Consider the following 14,339-nt stretch of genomic DNA (forward strand, 5'->3'; position numbering starts at 1 on the left):
TAAATCCCATTAATACAAGAGGCTTGTTATACCGTTTATAACCTTTTTTCATAGCGTTTATTGCTAATATTTGTCGTGACTTTTTTGGCGAGAAACTATTGATGAAATCATTTAAAAGCAAATCGTTAACCGCACTTTCTATTCTATCATTCAGCGTATTAATGAGTGGTTGTGCGACTCAATCACCACACCCTATCGCGCTCAACATTGATCAAGACATGGTGTTGGTTGAAGGCGGTTCATTTGTCATGGGATCGAACAGCGACTCCGCCAAGAAGGCAGAAACCCCAGCACGTGAAGTAAAGGTAGACGGCTTCTACATTTCCAAATTCGAGGTCACTCAAGAGTTGTTTGAATCTGTCATGGGTTCTTCAATGAGTTACTTCCAAGGCGCAGACATCCCAGTTAACAACTTGAGTTGGCAACAGGCGAATTACTTCATCGAGAAGTTGAACGAACTGACCGGTGAAAACTACCGCTTACCGACAGAAGCGGAATGGGAGTTTGCCGCAAAAGGCGGTAACAAGAGCCAAGGTTTCACTTACGCAGGCTCAAACAACATTGTTGATGTGGCGTGGTATGCCGACAACTCCAAAAACCAAGCTCACCCCGTTGGTCAAAAGCAGCCTAATGAACTTGGTCTGTATGACATGACAGGTAACGTTGGTGAGTTCGTGATCGACGCGTATGACGGCACCTTCTACCGTTATGGTCCAACCGAGAATCCAAACAACGCTAAAGACGAAAAAGCCGGCCTAGCACACAAGTCCGTACGAGGTGGCAGCTTTGCCTATGATTCTGATGAATCAGAGAATTTCCGTCGAGATTTCGCAAGCCAGTCTATAATTATGTCGGACATGGGACTTCGCCTTGCTAAAGATGCTGATTAAGCACGATTACGCATGAGAAGCGACGTTACTGCCCCTTTGCGCATTCTTACCAATTAACACGTCTCTTGGTTAGGGAAATGGTTAGGGAAAGAGGCTAAATCCACGTTGTTCTCATTTACGTTTCACCTCAAATGTATACAAACAATACATTCAAACTTAGGTAAATAATAATATGAAGAAACACATCTGTGCCCTTGCAGTCTTATCTGGTTTATCGTTCTCAGCGATGGCTTTAGATTGCTACCCAAGCTTGCTACCTTCTTGGAAAGATGGAGCAAGTAAGACCGCCATCGTAAACTACGTTGACCAATCTTTGGATACCACAAAATCGACATTCATCCCTGAGCAAGATCGTATTGCCGTGTTCGATAACGACGGTACGCTGTGGTCTGAAAAACCTTTCTACTTCCAGCTGGCCTATGCGCTAGACGAAGTGAAAATCATGGCAAAAGACCACCCAGAATGGAAGACGCAAGAGCCGTTCAAATCAGTATTGAACGATGACATCGAAGGCGTCTTTAAGGGCGGTGAAAAAGCACTGCTTGAGATTGTTAAAGTCACTCACAGCGGCATGACGGTTGAAGAATACCAAGAGAAAGTCGCACAGTGGCTGAAAGCTGCAAAAGATCCACGTTTTGGTAAGGCGTATACCGAACTGACTTACAAACCAATGCGTGAAATGGTGACCTATCTTCAAGAACACGGCTTTAAGACCTACATCGTCTCTGGTGGCGGCGTGGACTTTATGCGTGTTTGGGCACCAGAAGTGTACGGCATCCCTGAAGAACAAATCATTGGTAGCGCACTAAAATACAAGTACGACTACAACGACGGTAAGCCAACTGTGACTAAGTTAGGTGAAATCCTAACGATTGATGACAAAGCCGGGAAAGTGGAAAACATTCAACACATCATCGGTAAGAAACCGGTTCTCGCAATTGGTAACTCAGACGGTGACCACGCGATGATGCAGTGGGCAACCAGTCAGCCAAACTCGATGGCGATGATCGTTCACCACACCGATGAAGATCGTGAGTGGAAATACGACCGTAAATCCAGCGTCGGCCACTTAGATAAAGCGATGGATGAAGCCAACCAACGCGATAACTGGCATCTTATCGACATGAAAAACGAATGGTGCACCGTCTACTAACACCATGACGACTTCTTTAAAGCTCCCCTTCTTGGGCAATGTAGATCAGATAAGGATCGGTTGACCGATCCTTCTGCTGAGAGATAATCGGAAGTCTGTTTCTAGGCTTCCGATTTTTTATGTCTATCCAAAACTGTTTTGCCGATTTCCTCGAAGAAAATCCTGTTGATGTAGCTCAACTCACTACTTTCTCTGAACATATTCCAGATGAATGGGTTGTTAAGGCGGCCAGTCTTTCTGATAAAGCGACTATTCGCCGACGTCGATTACCAAGTGACATGGTCTTGTGGTTAATTGTCGGCATGGCCTTCTTTCGTAATGAACCTATTGCCGAAGTTGCACGAAGAATGAATGTCTGTGCGGATGGCTTAGCTGATGAAGAGTTATTAGCAAAAAGTGCTTTAACTCAGGCAAGACAACGTTTAGGTAGAGCTGCACCAGAGTGGTTGTTTAAACAATGTGGGCGGACGTGGGGTCTTGAACGATACCGTGATGATACGTGGCAAGGATTACAAGTTTTTGCTGTAGACGGTGCTCTTTTTCGAACCGCGGATACCCCCGAACTTAGAGAGCACTTTGGCTCAGGTAATACCTCTAGCAACAGACAGACACCGCATCCAGTGCTAAGAGTTGTGACCATAATGAATGTCCGCTCTCATGTCATCGCTGATGCCGCCATAAGCCCCTATCGGCGTGGTGAAATCCCACTTGCTATGCCCTTCATCGACTCTTTGCCAGATAACTCTGTGACGCTACTAGATAAAGGGTTTTACGGTGCGGACTTACTTCTCTCTCTTCAAAATAGCGGTATTAATAGACATTGGTTGATACCAGCAAGGAAGGGGTTGAAATACACTCTTTTAGATGAAGAAGAAAGTAATGACATGGTCATCGAAATGAACGTCTCACCGCAAGCTCGCAAAAAGAATCCTAGCTTACCTGAAAAATGGCAAGTCAGAGCGGTGACCTATGAAGTACAAGGTAAGCAGAAAACTGTTTTTACCTCCCTTCCTAGGACAAACTACGACGCGAAAGCGGTAGCTGAACTTTATCACGAACGTTGGGAAATCGAATTAGGTTATCGTGATATCAAAAGCTCAATGCAACACAATGCCTTAGTATTACGTAGTAGAACAGTAGACCTTGTTTATCAAGAACTCTGGGGGCTGTTGCTTGGTTATAACTTAGTAAGACGTGAAGCGAGTCAGGCAGCAGTTGAGCATGGAAGAATGCCGAATGAAATTAGCTTTAAATACGCTTGTCAGTTTATAGCGAGTCAACTGAAAGTGATGAGTAAAGCGTTATCGCTAGGCAATACACCGAAGCGTTTAAAGAGTCTCAGGGGAGACTTATCCATCCTCTTTATAGACAAACGCCCTAAGCCTAATCGGCCTAGGGCGGTAAAAATGTCAAAGACTCGCTACCCAGTTAATCGCAAAGCAGCTCCGCTTAAGTGAACTACATTGCCCCTTCTTGGGGAGTTTTTTTATTCATTTTCAATCGTTAGCCTTTTCTTCACGATCACTTCACGACTCTTCACACACAATGCCTCCCATCAAAACGAAGAGGTAAAAACAGAATGAAAAGAACAGTCCTGACGATTCTAGCAGCAAGCTCATTTTCGGTAGCAGCAGCGCCTTATGTGGGTTTGGAGTATGGATTCGGCACCACCGACCACGATTTTGAAACATCTTTTGACGCTGACGGTGTGAATCTAAACCCTGAATTGGAAGACGGTATTTTTGGTGGCTTTGTTGGCTACTCTATCAACGACTCTTGGGCGGTAGAACTGGGTTACAACCAATTTGAGCTAGAAGATAGCCGTTCAAAGAACCTAGGCATCCAAAATATTGATGGAAAAGACTACCACCGCGAAATGGAATGGGATTCATCCATCAAAGCAAAACAAATCACTCTTGCTCCTGTGTTTAGCTACGCATTAAACGACAAATGGACCACCAAAGTAAAAGCGGGCCTGAGCTACACACAATACGAATCGAAAGCCGGTAAGTACGAAGAGCACGAACTGGTTTCAAATGACGATGTGGAAATGAGCAAAACACTTTTCCACAGCACAGAAAAGAATAACGAGTTGGGTGCCGTGTTCTCTGTTGGTGCGGAATACAAAATCTTCCCTCAATTGACCATCGGCGCAAATGCGAAGTACCAACTTGATAGCTACGCAAACACAGCATCAATCAACGTAGGTTCTACTTACTATTTCTAAATTAGGAAGCCATTAGCATGAAAAAACTGATTCTTGCGTCAATGCTCGCCCTACTTTCAGGCTCAGCATTGGCTGCCTTTACCGGTCCTGAAACCGCTGCAATCAATACCGTCAAAGAAGCACAAAAAGCGGCTGATGACAGCTATGTGTTGCTAACGGGTAACATTGTGCAAGCGTTAGGCAATGAGACTTACCTATTTAAAGACAACACGGGTGAAATCCAAGTGGAGATCGACAACGAAGACTGGATGGGGCAAGACGTGTCACCAAAAGATCAAGTTGCTATCCGTGGTGAAGTGGATTCGGAATGGACTAAAACTCAAATTGAAGTTGATACCATTCAGAAGCTTTAAGCACTAGCGATTATCCCTTGTTCCAATTAAGCAAAAGCCACCTTTATCGGTGGCTTTTCGTTTTTCTAGTGAACACTCAAGCAAGGGCAATGTGGCGGAAGCACCAAGCGAATGCTTCGTGGTTTGACATCAAATCGAATCTTATTAGAACGGTAAGGCTCGCCGTCTAAGTTCAATGGTAGCGTTTTAGGAAAATCAATCTCCAACCAACTCGCCTGAGTATGCTTAACAAACTGCCCAGTCTCGGTTGGGTTTTGAATTTCATCAATCACTTGAGGTAGCTCATGGGGCAAGAATGGATGCACCAAAGTAATGTCCATTAAACCATCATCAATAAGCGCGTTTGGCGCGAGCTCTTGTCCACCGCCAGCTAAACGACTATTACAAAACGCGCCAACGAGAATTTCTCCCTGATAACTGCCCTGCTCTATCGTCAACGAGCCATCATAAGGTTTAAACCCCAGCGCTTTTACTAGTCCTGTTAATGTGTAAGCGCCACCACCTAAAAAGTTCTTCAGCTCTACGGGCGTCTCTGCGGTAATCTCTGCGCCAAAACCTGCCGCTGCAATATTCATAAAATAACGGTCGTTGGCTTGAACGCTATCTACCGCAACGGCGTCACCATTGACCGCGAGCTCAATGGACTCTCGAATCGTAGTTGGGATTTTTGTTGCCGTCGCGAAATCATTCGCCGTCCCCATAGGGATAATGGCCAACTCAGGTCTAGCATTTGAGTTTACCTGGTTGAGCGCTGTAACTGCTTCGTTGACAGTCCCATCACCACCCGCGACAACAATACGTCTAATGCCTTCATTGACCGCTTCTTTAACTAAGCGCCCCATGTCTGCAGACTCCCAAGTCACACGAACTTGCAAATCTACACCCTGCTCTCGCATTCGCATGATCTCGTTACGAAGTTCAGGGGTTCCGGCTTTCTTACCGTTTAGAATGGCACGTATTGTCTTCATGCTCGCTCCTCGTTATCGAATCGTTTTACCCGCTTGTTTTAGCTGAGCTCTTAACCATTGATGCGCGCTTTCATTACTGCGGCTAGAGTGCCAAATCGCACAAAGGTCATGCACACTGTCATTAAAAGGCAACGGCACGGCTTTGATGTCATAGGTTTTTGAGAAGTGTTCGATGGTCGACAGTGGCAACATACCGATGTATTCACTGCCGTTGATCACTGGCAACATTTCCATTGCACCCGCCGCGCGATACACAATGTTGCGACTCGCCAAATCTTCAATGTCTTCACCCGTTAACAAACTATTTCGAGCGTGCCAACGAGACACAACAACGTGTTCTTCCGCCAAGAATTGCTCAACTGAACAGGAATCTTGAATGCGCGGGTGCTCAGAGCTGCATACCACCATCAAACGCTCAGAAAAGATTGGGTCCATTTTTAATACCGTTCGCCCACGTGGCGGCAAATCGATGATCAAATCGTATCTTTGTAAACGTAAGTCGCTTTCGTAATCTTCGGTAAACAGCGGATGCACTTCTAACCCGATATTAGGGGCTTGCTCGCGGATCTGACGCATCAGTTGTGGCATCAACTCATAGCTCGCTACAGATACACAGGCGATCGAAAAAATGCGGTTAGAAACTTTAGGATCGAAACTGCTAGAAGCGGAAAGCGTAGAAGTGAAGTTTTTTAACGCAGCAACCATTGCGGGATAGATATCCATCGCAAAGCTGGTTGGCTCGACGCCAGAAGTACTTCTGTGGAAAAGTGGTTCATCGTAGATATCACGCAGACGAGCCAGTGCTTTGCTCACCGCAGGTTGGCTGATATCAAGACGAGCAGCGGCCTTAGACAGGTTCTGCTCTTCGTAAATCGCCACAAAAATTGGGATAAGGTTTAAATCGGTGCTCTTCATTTTGCAAACATAAAACAGGACATGGTCTTATTTTAGCTAACAGTATGATAGTTAACGACTCAGAACACCGGATTTGAGCGTCTATGCATGTTTTCGCGAGTTTTAACCTCGCATTGACGAAGAATATTCTGAAAATCGCTCAGGATTTTCCTAGGTAAGGGGTTAAAAAGGCACTCACCTCTTCGCCACACAAACCAATTTCCACTTCTACGCCACCTTCTTTTAGGATGTCGATACCACGACCAGCGTTACGTGGGTCAGGATCTAACATAGCAACCACCACTTTTTTGATGCCGCAAGTCACTAAGGTTTTTGCGCAAGCAGGTGTACGTCCAACAAACGAACACGGCTCTAGTGTTACGTACGCGGTCACGTCACTTAAATTGCCGGTGTAAGCCTTGAGAGCTTCAACTTCTGCATGATTGCCACCAATCGCCTGTGTATGCCCCTCTGATACGATTTCACCGTCTTTGACCAGCACGCAACCAACAGGTGGGTTTGGTTGACAAGCAGGCAGCGCTTTACGTGACACTTCCAACGCACGAAGCATAAATTGTTGGCTCATTTGGATCTGATACTCGTTATTCAAAATTTGGGTGATGGATTCTAACGCCAGCATGCTTTCCTCGCTATATAAAAGTGTTTGCAAAGCTCTTACGTTTGGCCTCTCCAAACAAATCAATCCCTTTATGATTTTCACAAAAAATAAAACGGGGCGAACCGAAGTTGCCCCGTTGATTACCACTCTTCAGACCGCATTCCGAAAAAGTGACTAACGAATTCTCATCGTTAGTTCTACTGCACGAAGTTGCGCCAATGCTTTGTTCAACTCCATGTGTGCCTGTGCAAAGCTGATGTCGTCCACATGCGCGCGAATGTTTTCTTCCGCCGCTCTGCGAGCTTCTTCCGCCCTTGCTTTGTCGATGTCTTTACCGTGAAGCGCAGTATCCGCTAGCACAGTAACCACATCGGGTTGGACTTCGACCAAACCACCAGAGACATACAGAATCTCTTCAGGCTTAGACAAGTCACCAGTAATACGAGCAACACCCGGCTTGATTTTACTGATCAGTGGCGAGTGACCTGGACGAATACCTAACTCACCATCCGCACCCGCTACCGCAATCGCGTGTGCCGGACCTGAGTAAAGTGTGCCCTCTGCACTTACCACATTCAGCTGAAACGTATTTTGTGAAACCGCTATGGCCATATTGCCTCCCGCGCTTTACAGTTTTTTCGCTTTTTCAAGCACTTCGTCGATGTTGCCGCAGTACATAAATGCCTGCTCTGGGATGTCATCGTACTGACCATCAAGCAGCGCTTTAAAGCCTGCAATGGTGTCTTTCAGTGGAACGAATACACCCGGTTGACCCGTAAACACTTCAGCTACGTGGTAAGGCTGAGTTAGGAAACGTTCAACTTTACGAGCACGAGATACCAAGCGCTTATCTTCTTCAGACAGTTCATCCATACCTAGGATGGCAATGATGTCTTTTAGCTCTTTGTAACGTTGCAGCGTTTGCTGAACTTTACGCGCCACATCGTAGTGCTCTTGACCAACCACTTGAGGATCAAGCTGACGTGACGTCGAATCCAATGGGTCAATCGCTGGGTACAGACCCAAAGCAGCGATGTTACGAGACAGAACAACGGTCGCATCCAAGTGCGCAAACGTGGTTGCTGGCGATGGGTCGGTCAAGTCATCCGCTGGTACGTAAACCGCTTGGATAGACGTGATAGAACCATTCTTAGTCGACGTGATACGCTCTTGAAGCACACCCATCTCTTCTGCCAGTGTTGGTTGGTAACCTACCGCAGATGGCATACGACCAAGCAATGCCGATACCTCAGTACCTGCCAAGGTGTAACGGTAAATGTTATCCACGAACAACAGTACATCACGACCTTCATCACGGAAACGTTCTGCGATGGTCAAGCCTGTTAGCGCAACACGTAGACGGTTACCCGGTGGCTCGTTCATCTGACCATAAACCATGGCTACTTTGTCGAGAACGCCCGCTTCCTTCATTTCGTAGTAGAAGTCGTTACCCTCACGAGTACGTTCACCTACACCGGTAAATACCGACAAACCTGAGTGAGCTTTAGCAATGTTATTGATAAGCTCCATCATGTTTACCGTCTTACCTACACCCGCACCACCGAACAGACCGATCTTACCGCCCTTCGCGAACGGACAAATCAAGTCGATAACTTTAACGCCCGTTTCTAGTAGCGCAGTGCTGTTAGATTGCTCTTCGTAGCTTGGTGCATCACGGTGAATTTCGTAAGACACTTGCTCACCGATTGGACCGCATTCATCGATTGGATGACCCAACACGTTCATGATACGACCTAGAGTTTCTTCACCCACAGGTACCGTGATTGGGTTTCCCGTAGATTCCACTTTTAAGCCACGTTTCAGGCCATCTGAAGAACCCATTGCGATACAGCGAACCACACCGCCGCCCAACTGTTGCTGAACTTCCAGCATCAGTGAGCCATCGCTGCCATCGTTGATTTTCAGTGCATCGTATACTTTTGGGCCTTTGCCTTGTTCGAACTCGACGTCGACCACCGCACCGATGACTTTGACGATTTTGCCAATACTCATAATTTAAACCTCAAATTCTCTCTCTAAACCGCTTGTGCGCCGGATACAATTTCACTCAACTCTTGAGTAATCGCCGCTTGACGCGCTTTGTTGTAAACCAGCTGTAGGTCTTCAATCAGTTGCGCTGCGTTATCCGTCGCGGCAGACATTGCCATCATCCGCGCGGCTTGTTCACAAGCGATACTCTCAACCACACCCTGATAAACCAGTGATTCCACATAGCGTTGAATCAGGTGGTTGAGAATGTCTTGAGGAGACTGCTCGTAGAGGTAATCCCAACGAGCCTCTTTATCACGTGAAATGTCTTCTTTCGGGAACGGCAGCATTTGCAATACCGTTGGTTTTTGCACCATAGTGTTTACAAACTGGTTGTAAACAAGGAACAAGCGGTCGATTTTGCCTTCGGAGTAGTGCTCCATCATGGCATTAACCGCACCCAACATATCTTCCAGTTTTGGTGCATCACCAAGCCCAGAAGTCTGTGCCATTACTTTCCCGAGGGACTGGAAAAAGCTGATTGCTTTCGAACCAATGAGCGTCGTATCTACTTCAACGCCCTTCTCTTGCCAGTCCTGCATTTCTGCCAATACTTTTTTGAACAAGTTACTGTTCAGGCCACCACACAAACCTCGATCGGATGAGATGATGATGTAAGCCACTCGCTTCACTTCACGTTCTTGAAGGAAAGGATGGCTGTACTCCAGCGTACCGGACGAGACGTGACCGATAACCTTACGCATGTTCTCTGCGTAAGGACGGGACGCCTGCATGTTCTCCTGCACTTTGCGCATCTTGCTGGCGGCGACCATTTGCATCGCACTCGTAATCTTTTGCGTGCTACTCACGCTAGCAATTTTGGTGCGAATCTCTTTGGTATTTGCCATAACGGACTCCAGTTAGTGGTCCTACGATTGCAGCGCAGTGAACTCTTTCAGCAAGCTGTGTAGCTCACTCTCGATCTCGTCGTTGTAATCACCGGATTGGTTGATCTTGTCCAGTAGCGGCTGCGCGTTTGTTCGACCAAATGCCATCAACTCTTCTTCAAAACGAGAGATTTGGTTTAGTGCCACATCAGTGAGGTAGCCCTTCTCTGCTGCAAAGATCGCCAGTGCTTGCTCAGCAACCGTCATTGGTGCGTACTGTTTCTGCTTCATGAGTTCCGTTACTTTCTCACCGTGGTCAAGCTGACGACGTGTCGCTTCATCTAGGTCAGAAGAGAACTGAGCAAATGCGGCCAATTCACGGTATTGCGCCAACGCGGTACGAATACCACCCGACAGTTTCTTGATCACTTTGGTTTGCGCTGCACCACCTACACGAGATACCGAGATACCTGGGTCAACCGCTGGACGTAAGCCTGAGTTGAATAGCTGAGTTTGTAGGAAGATTTGACCATCGGTAATCGAGATTACGTTGGTTGGTACGAACGCCGATACGTCACCCGCTTGGGTTTCGATGATTGGCAGTGCGGTTAGAGAACCTGTTTTGCCTTTTACTTCACCGTTAGTGAATCGCTCAACGTATTCTTCGTTAACACGTGCTGCACGCTCTAGAAGACGTGAGTGGAGATAGAAAACATCACCCGGGAAGGCTTCACGACCTGGTGGACGTTTTAGCAGTAGTGAGATTTGACGGTAAGCCACCGCCTGTTTTGATAGGTCATCGTAGACAATCAGCGCATCTTCACCACGGTCACGGAAGTATTCGCCCATGGTACAACCTGCGTATGGCGCTAGGTATTGCAACGCTGCTGCTTCTGATGCTGACGCTACCACCACAATGGTGTTTTCTAGTGCGCCGTGTTCTTCTAGCTTGCGAACCACGTTGGCAATGGTCGATGCTTTTTGACCAATTGCAACGTAAATACATTTAACGCCCAGTTCTTTTTGGTTGATGATGGCATCAATCGCCATCGCGGTTTTACCTGTCTGACGGTCACCGATGATCAACTCACGTTGACCACGACCGATTGGCACCATGGAGTCTACCGCTTTGTAACCGGTTTGGATTGGCTGGTCGACAGACTTACGGTCGATAACACCAGGGGCAATCACCTCAACCGGGTCCATACGGTCGAATGACACTGCACCTTTACCATCGATTGGTTGACCTAGCGTGTTCACTACACGACCTAGCAAACCGTTACCGACTGGCACTTCAAGAATACGACCAGTGCCTTTTACTTTCATCCCTTCTGACAAGTCCGCATATGGGCCCATCACAACGGCGCCGACGGAATGACGCTCTAAGTTCAGTGCCAACGCAAAGCGGTTATCTGGAAGTTCTAGCATCTCGCCTTGCATAACATCTGCAAGACCGTGAATTGTGATGATGCCGTCACTCACAGAGACGATAGTACCTTCATTTCTCGCTTCACTTTCGAGGTTGAAGTTAACAATTCGCTCTCTGATTAATTCACTGATTTCATTTGAATTTAATTGCATTTCTATACCCCGTTACACATGTAGGTTGGTCGCCAATCGGCTTAGGTTGGTGAGGACACTGCCGTCATACACGGTCTGCCCTGCTGTGATCACCACACCACCTACAAGGGATGGATCCAGTTGTGTTTCTAGTGTGATGGCTTTACCGTACTTTTCGGTTAACGCTTGTTTAAGCCTTACCATCTGTTCCTCATCCAGAGGTTCTGAAACACGCACTGTTACTGTCATGGTTCGTTCGTAATCCGCTTTCATCTCTTGGAACTGAACATTTACTTCACTGAGCGCTTTTAGGCGCTTGTTCTCTTCCATAATGCGAAGAAAATTCTCGAAGTTTTGATTCAACCATTCACCACCAGCATGAAGAATCAGATCCAACAATGGTTGTTCAGAACCGTCTTCATCAAGGTCATTCAAGACCAGAAGCGTGTTAGGTTGTTCCAAGACCACTTGGGTAATCGCAAACATTTGTTGCCAATCGTCCAAGCATTCTGCGTCGCGTGCGTAATCAAACGCCGCTTTTGCGTAGGGTTGAGCTACCACTGTCAATTCGGACATGTGCCCTCCTACATTTCGTTGATGAAGCGGTTCACCAAGTCGCGGTTAGCCGAGCTATCCAGATTGCGATTAATCAGCTTGCTGGCACTTTCAATCACCAGATCCGCCATTTCATCTTTCAGCTCTTGGCGAACTTTGCTGCGTTCGCTTTCCACTTCTGCTTTGCCTTCTGCGACAATGCGCGCTTTCTCTTGATTTGCCAGATCAACCGCTTCCGCAACCATCTGTTCTTGTCGTTGCTTACCCTGGTTGATGATGGCTTGAGCTTTAGAGCGAGCTTCTGTCAGCAGCGCTTCACCATTCGCTTTTGCAAGTTCTAACTCTTGTGCTGCTTTTTCTGTTTGCTCAAGACCTTGGGCAATTTCAGCACGACGCTCATCAAGCAGTTTTACAAGTGGTGGCCAGACATATTTCATGCACAGCCAAACGAAAATCACGAAGGAGATCGCCTGACCAAACATTGAGGCATTTAAGTTCATAGCACCCTCTCTTCTATAACGTTATGAAAATTATTAATTCGAATTACGCTACAGCGAAGATGATGTACAAGCCGATACCTACACCGATCATTGGCACCGCGTCCACAAGACCCATCATGATGAAGAATTGAGTACGAAGCATTGGGGTCAAATCAGGTTGACGAGCCACACCTTCAAGGTATTTACCTGCAAGGTTACCGATACCTGCTGCGGCACCCGCTGCACCAAGACCGATCAGTAGTGCACCCGCCACGTAAAGAACTGCGCTAACGATATCCATAACAACTCCTAGAATTGAATTTTTTAATTAAGAAACAAGATTTTTGAAATTAATGCTCTTCAACAGCCATGCCGAGATAAACCACGGTCAGTACCATAAAAATAAATGCTTGAAGAACAACAATAAGAATGTGGAACAGTGCCCAAGGAACACTTAGTGCCCATTGCATCCACCACGGCATTAATGCAATTAGAATGAAGATCATTTCACCTGCATACATATTGCCAAACAATCGAAGACCTAAAGATATTGGTTTAGAAATTAACGTTACCAATTCAAGAACTAAGTTCACTGGATATAACAATGGATGTGAAAATGGTTGAGTAGTTAACTCTTTAATAAAACCTTTCACGCCTTTGTTTTTAAACGTATAACCCAACACCAAAATAAATACGCCTAATGCCATCGACATCGTAATATTGACGTCGGCAGATGGTAAGTCACGGAAGTGTTCAACGCCTACAGCACGAGTAAGTGCAGGAATTAAATCAATCGGTAACAAATCCACGGCATTCATTAATAACACCCAAACAAATATTGTCAGTGCTAAAGGACCAATTAACTTGTCCTTGGCTTGAAATATTTCTTTTACGATATCATCGACGAACTCAAATATTATCTCGATCAAACACTGGAATCGTCCTGGTACTCCTTTCGTTCCTTTCGTCACCGCATAACGGAATGAAAGGATGAAAACGAGCCCCGTCAGCCAGACCATGATCATGGAATCAAGGTTAATTCCAAACCAACCGTCGCCGGCGGTGAGAAAGGTCAGGTGGTGCTCAATATATTCATGAGCGGACTGGACAGTCTCCATTTATGCCTTCCTTTCGAAGCGGTCTCTGAACAGCGGCGTTAAGAAGTGACCAAACATCGTCACACAAAAGCCTATCAGGACCACGATGTTGCGAAGAGCCATAAATCGAAACGTCAAAACAAACATCACAATGGTGTAAATGACTTTGATATTTCGACTCAGATGCATGAGGTCACGCAAACTCTCTTCTGGTTTCACCCTAGATTTAATGGACGCGAATACCATGCCGAACAGAGATGGAAGAATCGCGATAAGCCCCCCAGTAATCGCTGACTCAGCACTGAGAGAGCCGCTTCGCATGTACTCATACGCGATGAATACCAGACCCAAAGTTGCTTGAGCAATCAGAATCCTCTTGCCTGCCACCAATATTGGATCGTCGTGAATATTAGCTTCCATAAATCACCCTTTAAAATAATTTCGAATTAAACTTCTGATAATTAAACTTCACAAAATAAAGCTGCCTAGTGACGACGAATTATATTAAGATAAATTTAATACACAGAATTAAATTTAATCTGATAATTATTATTCACATATTTAAAAATCAAAACGGAATCACTCCGTATTTCCGTTTCCCCAGAAATATACACCGATAATTTTAATAATCTAAATCGAAAAACTTGCAAATTATCATTCCATTTTTG

17 protein-coding genes are annotated in these 14,339 nt (G+C 46.0%); 5 read left to right on the forward strand and 12 right to left on the reverse strand.

Annotated elements, in window-relative coordinates; genetic code table 11:
* The first annotated feature begins 101 nt into the window (after window positions 1–101).
* From KJB05_RS24185 to KJB05_RS24205, 5 genes are all read left to right on the forward strand, one after another.
* The gene (locus tag KJB05_RS24185) at window positions 102–890 is read left to right on the forward strand and encodes an SUMF1/EgtB/PvdO family nonheme iron enzyme (RefSeq protein WP_208446298.1); all 789 of its coding nucleotides are present in this window, start codon (window positions 102–104) and stop codon (window positions 888–890) included.
* Window positions 891–1,062: 172 nt separating this feature from the next.
* Window positions 1,063–2,043: an HAD family hydrolase gene (locus KJB05_RS24190; RefSeq protein ID WP_208446297.1), complete on the forward strand. Its 981-nt coding sequence runs from the start codon at window positions 1,063–1,065 to the stop codon at window positions 2,041–2,043.
* A 119-nt stretch (window positions 2,044–2,162) separates the two neighbouring features.
* The gene (locus tag KJB05_RS24195; RefSeq protein WP_213053116.1) at window positions 2,163–3,500 is read left to right on the forward strand and encodes an IS4 family transposase; all 1,338 of its coding nucleotides are present in this window, start codon (window positions 2,163–2,165) and stop codon (window positions 3,498–3,500) included.
* A gap of 122 nt (window positions 3,501–3,622) precedes the next feature.
* A complete protein-coding gene (locus KJB05_RS24200; RefSeq protein ID WP_005437726.1) occupies window positions 3,623–4,270 on the forward strand; it encodes an AcfA family outer membrane beta-barrel protein in 648 nt (215 codons plus the stop codon).
* Window positions 4,271–4,287: 17 nt separating this feature from the next.
* A complete protein-coding gene (locus KJB05_RS24205) occupies window positions 4,288–4,623 on the forward strand; it encodes a NirD/YgiW/YdeI family stress tolerance protein (protein ID WP_005437727.1) in 336 nt (111 codons plus the stop codon).
* A 65-nt stretch (window positions 4,624–4,688) separates the two neighbouring features.
* Here the strand turns inward: KJB05_RS24205 and yegS are convergent, their stop codons facing one another.
* The 12 genes from yegS to KJB05_RS24265 form a co-directional block, all read right to left on the reverse strand.
* A complete protein-coding gene (yegS, locus tag KJB05_RS24210; RefSeq protein WP_208446118.1) occupies window positions 4,689–5,591 on the reverse strand; it encodes a lipid kinase YegS in 903 nt (300 codons plus the stop codon).
* Window positions 5,592–5,603: 12 nt separating this feature from the next.
* Window positions 5,604–6,506 carry a LysR family transcriptional regulator gene (locus KJB05_RS24215; protein ID WP_005437729.1) on the reverse strand — a complete coding sequence of 301 codons (903 nt, stop codon included), beginning with the start codon at window positions 6,504–6,506 and terminating at the stop codon, window positions 5,604–5,606.
* A gap of 139 nt (window positions 6,507–6,645) precedes the next feature.
* Window positions 6,646–7,071: a bifunctional diaminohydroxyphosphoribosylaminopyrimidine deaminase/5-amino-6-(5-phosphoribosylamino)uracil reductase RibD gene (locus KJB05_RS24220; protein ID WP_208446119.1), complete on the reverse strand. Its 426-nt coding sequence runs from the start codon at window positions 7,069–7,071 to the stop codon at window positions 6,646–6,648.
* 207 nt (window positions 7,072–7,278) lie between these two features.
* Window positions 7,279–7,716, reverse strand: a complete 438-nt coding sequence (locus KJB05_RS24225) for a F0F1 ATP synthase subunit epsilon (RefSeq protein ID WP_005431788.1) — start codon at window positions 7,714–7,716, stop codon at window positions 7,279–7,281.
* A gap of 15 nt (window positions 7,717–7,731) precedes the next feature.
* Window positions 7,732–9,117, reverse strand: coding sequence for a F0F1 ATP synthase subunit beta (atpD, locus tag KJB05_RS24230; protein ID WP_208446117.1), 1,386 nt, complete (start codon window positions 9,115–9,117; stop codon window positions 7,732–7,734).
* Between the two features lie 23 nt (window positions 9,118–9,140).
* Window positions 9,141–10,001, reverse strand: coding sequence for a F0F1 ATP synthase subunit gamma (gene atpG, locus KJB05_RS24235; protein ID WP_005431811.1), 861 nt, complete (start codon window positions 9,999–10,001; stop codon window positions 9,141–9,143).
* A gap of 21 nt (window positions 10,002–10,022) precedes the next feature.
* Window positions 10,023–11,561: a F0F1 ATP synthase subunit alpha gene (atpA, locus tag KJB05_RS24240; RefSeq protein ID WP_005437731.1), complete on the reverse strand. Its 1,539-nt coding sequence runs from the start codon at window positions 11,559–11,561 to the stop codon at window positions 10,023–10,025.
* Window positions 11,562–11,573: 12 nt separating this feature from the next.
* Window positions 11,574–12,116 (reverse strand): F0F1 ATP synthase subunit delta, encoded by a 543-nt coding sequence (locus KJB05_RS24245; RefSeq protein ID WP_081232655.1) that lies wholly within the window; start codon window positions 12,114–12,116, stop codon window positions 11,574–11,576.
* Window positions 12,117–12,124: 8 nt separating this feature from the next.
* The gene (locus tag KJB05_RS24250; protein ID WP_005431830.1) at window positions 12,125–12,595 is read right to left on the reverse strand and encodes a F0F1 ATP synthase subunit B; all 471 of its coding nucleotides are present in this window, start codon (window positions 12,593–12,595) and stop codon (window positions 12,125–12,127) included.
* Between the two features lie 43 nt (window positions 12,596–12,638).
* Window positions 12,639–12,875, reverse strand: coding sequence for a F0F1 ATP synthase subunit C (atpE, locus tag KJB05_RS24255; RefSeq protein ID WP_004727739.1), 237 nt, complete (start codon window positions 12,873–12,875; stop codon window positions 12,639–12,641).
* A gap of 49 nt (window positions 12,876–12,924) precedes the next feature.
* Window positions 12,925–13,692: a F0F1 ATP synthase subunit A gene (atpB, locus tag KJB05_RS24260; RefSeq protein WP_005533315.1), complete on the reverse strand. Its 768-nt coding sequence runs from the start codon at window positions 13,690–13,692 to the stop codon at window positions 12,925–12,927.
* Complete coding sequence (locus KJB05_RS24265) at window positions 13,693–14,091, reverse strand: ATP synthase subunit I (protein WP_208446116.1); 399 nt, start codon at window positions 14,089–14,091, stop codon at window positions 13,693–13,695.
* Window positions 14,092–14,339: the final 248 nt, after the last annotated feature.

This window comes from Vibrio sp. B1ASS3 (assembly GCF_905175355.1).
Taxonomy (GTDB): Bacteria; Pseudomonadota; Gammaproteobacteria; order Enterobacterales; family Vibrionaceae; genus Vibrio; species Vibrio owensii.

What these genes read in the sequence shown, in the direction of transcription:
- KJB05_RS24220 (WP_208446119.1), bottom strand. Translation starts at nt 7,071, where the DNA reads ATGAGCCAACAATTTATGCTTCGTGCGTTGGAAGTGTCACGTAAAGCG.
- atpB (WP_005533315.1), bottom strand. Translation starts at nt 13,692, where the DNA reads ATGGAGACTGTCCAGTCCGCTCATGAATATATTGAGCACCACCTGACC.
- KJB05_RS24205 (WP_005437727.1), top strand. Translation starts at nt 4,288, where the DNA reads ATGAAAAAACTGATTCTTGCGTCAATGCTCGCCCTACTTTCAGGCTCA.
- atpA (WP_005437731.1), bottom strand. Translation starts at nt 11,561, where the DNA reads ATGCAATTAAATTCAAATGAAATCAGTGAATTAATCAGAGAGCGAATT.
- KJB05_RS24225 (WP_005431788.1), bottom strand. Translation starts at nt 7,716, where the DNA reads ATGGCCATAGCGGTTTCACAAAATACGTTTCAGCTGAATGTGGTAAGT.
- KJB05_RS24250 (WP_005431830.1), bottom strand. Translation starts at nt 12,595, where the DNA reads ATGAACTTAAATGCCTCAATGTTTGGTCAGGCGATCTCCTTCGTGATT.
- KJB05_RS24245 (WP_081232655.1), bottom strand. Translation starts at nt 12,116, where the DNA reads ATGTCCGAATTGACAGTGGTAGCTCAACCCTACGCAAAAGCGGCGTTT.
- yegS (WP_208446118.1), bottom strand. Translation starts at nt 5,591, where the DNA reads ATGAAGACAATACGTGCCATTCTAAACGGTAAGAAAGCCGGAACCCCT.
- atpD (WP_208446117.1), bottom strand. Translation starts at nt 9,117, where the DNA reads ATGAGTATTGGCAAAATCGTCAAAGTCATCGGTGCGGTGGTCGACGTC.
- atpG (WP_005431811.1), bottom strand. Translation starts at nt 10,001, where the DNA reads ATGGCAAATACCAAAGAGATTCGCACCAAAATTGCTAGCGTGAGTAGC.
- atpE (WP_004727739.1), bottom strand. Translation starts at nt 12,875, where the DNA reads ATGGATATCGTTAGCGCAGTTCTTTACGTGGCGGGTGCACTACTGATC.
- KJB05_RS24215 (WP_005437729.1), bottom strand. Translation starts at nt 6,506, where the DNA reads ATGAAGAGCACCGATTTAAACCTTATCCCAATTTTTGTGGCGATTTAC.
- KJB05_RS24265 (WP_208446116.1), bottom strand. Translation starts at nt 14,091, where the DNA reads ATGGAAGCTAATATTCACGACGATCCAATATTGGTGGCAGGCAAGAGG.
- KJB05_RS24185 (WP_208446298.1), top strand. Translation starts at nt 102, where the DNA reads ATGAAATCATTTAAAAGCAAATCGTTAACCGCACTTTCTATTCTATCA.
- KJB05_RS24190 (WP_208446297.1), top strand. Translation starts at nt 1,063, where the DNA reads ATGAAGAAACACATCTGTGCCCTTGCAGTCTTATCTGGTTTATCGTTC.
- KJB05_RS24195 (WP_213053116.1), top strand. Translation starts at nt 2,163, where the DNA reads ATGTCTATCCAAAACTGTTTTGCCGATTTCCTCGAAGAAAATCCTGTT.
- KJB05_RS24200 (WP_005437726.1), top strand. Translation starts at nt 3,623, where the DNA reads ATGAAAAGAACAGTCCTGACGATTCTAGCAGCAAGCTCATTTTCGGTA.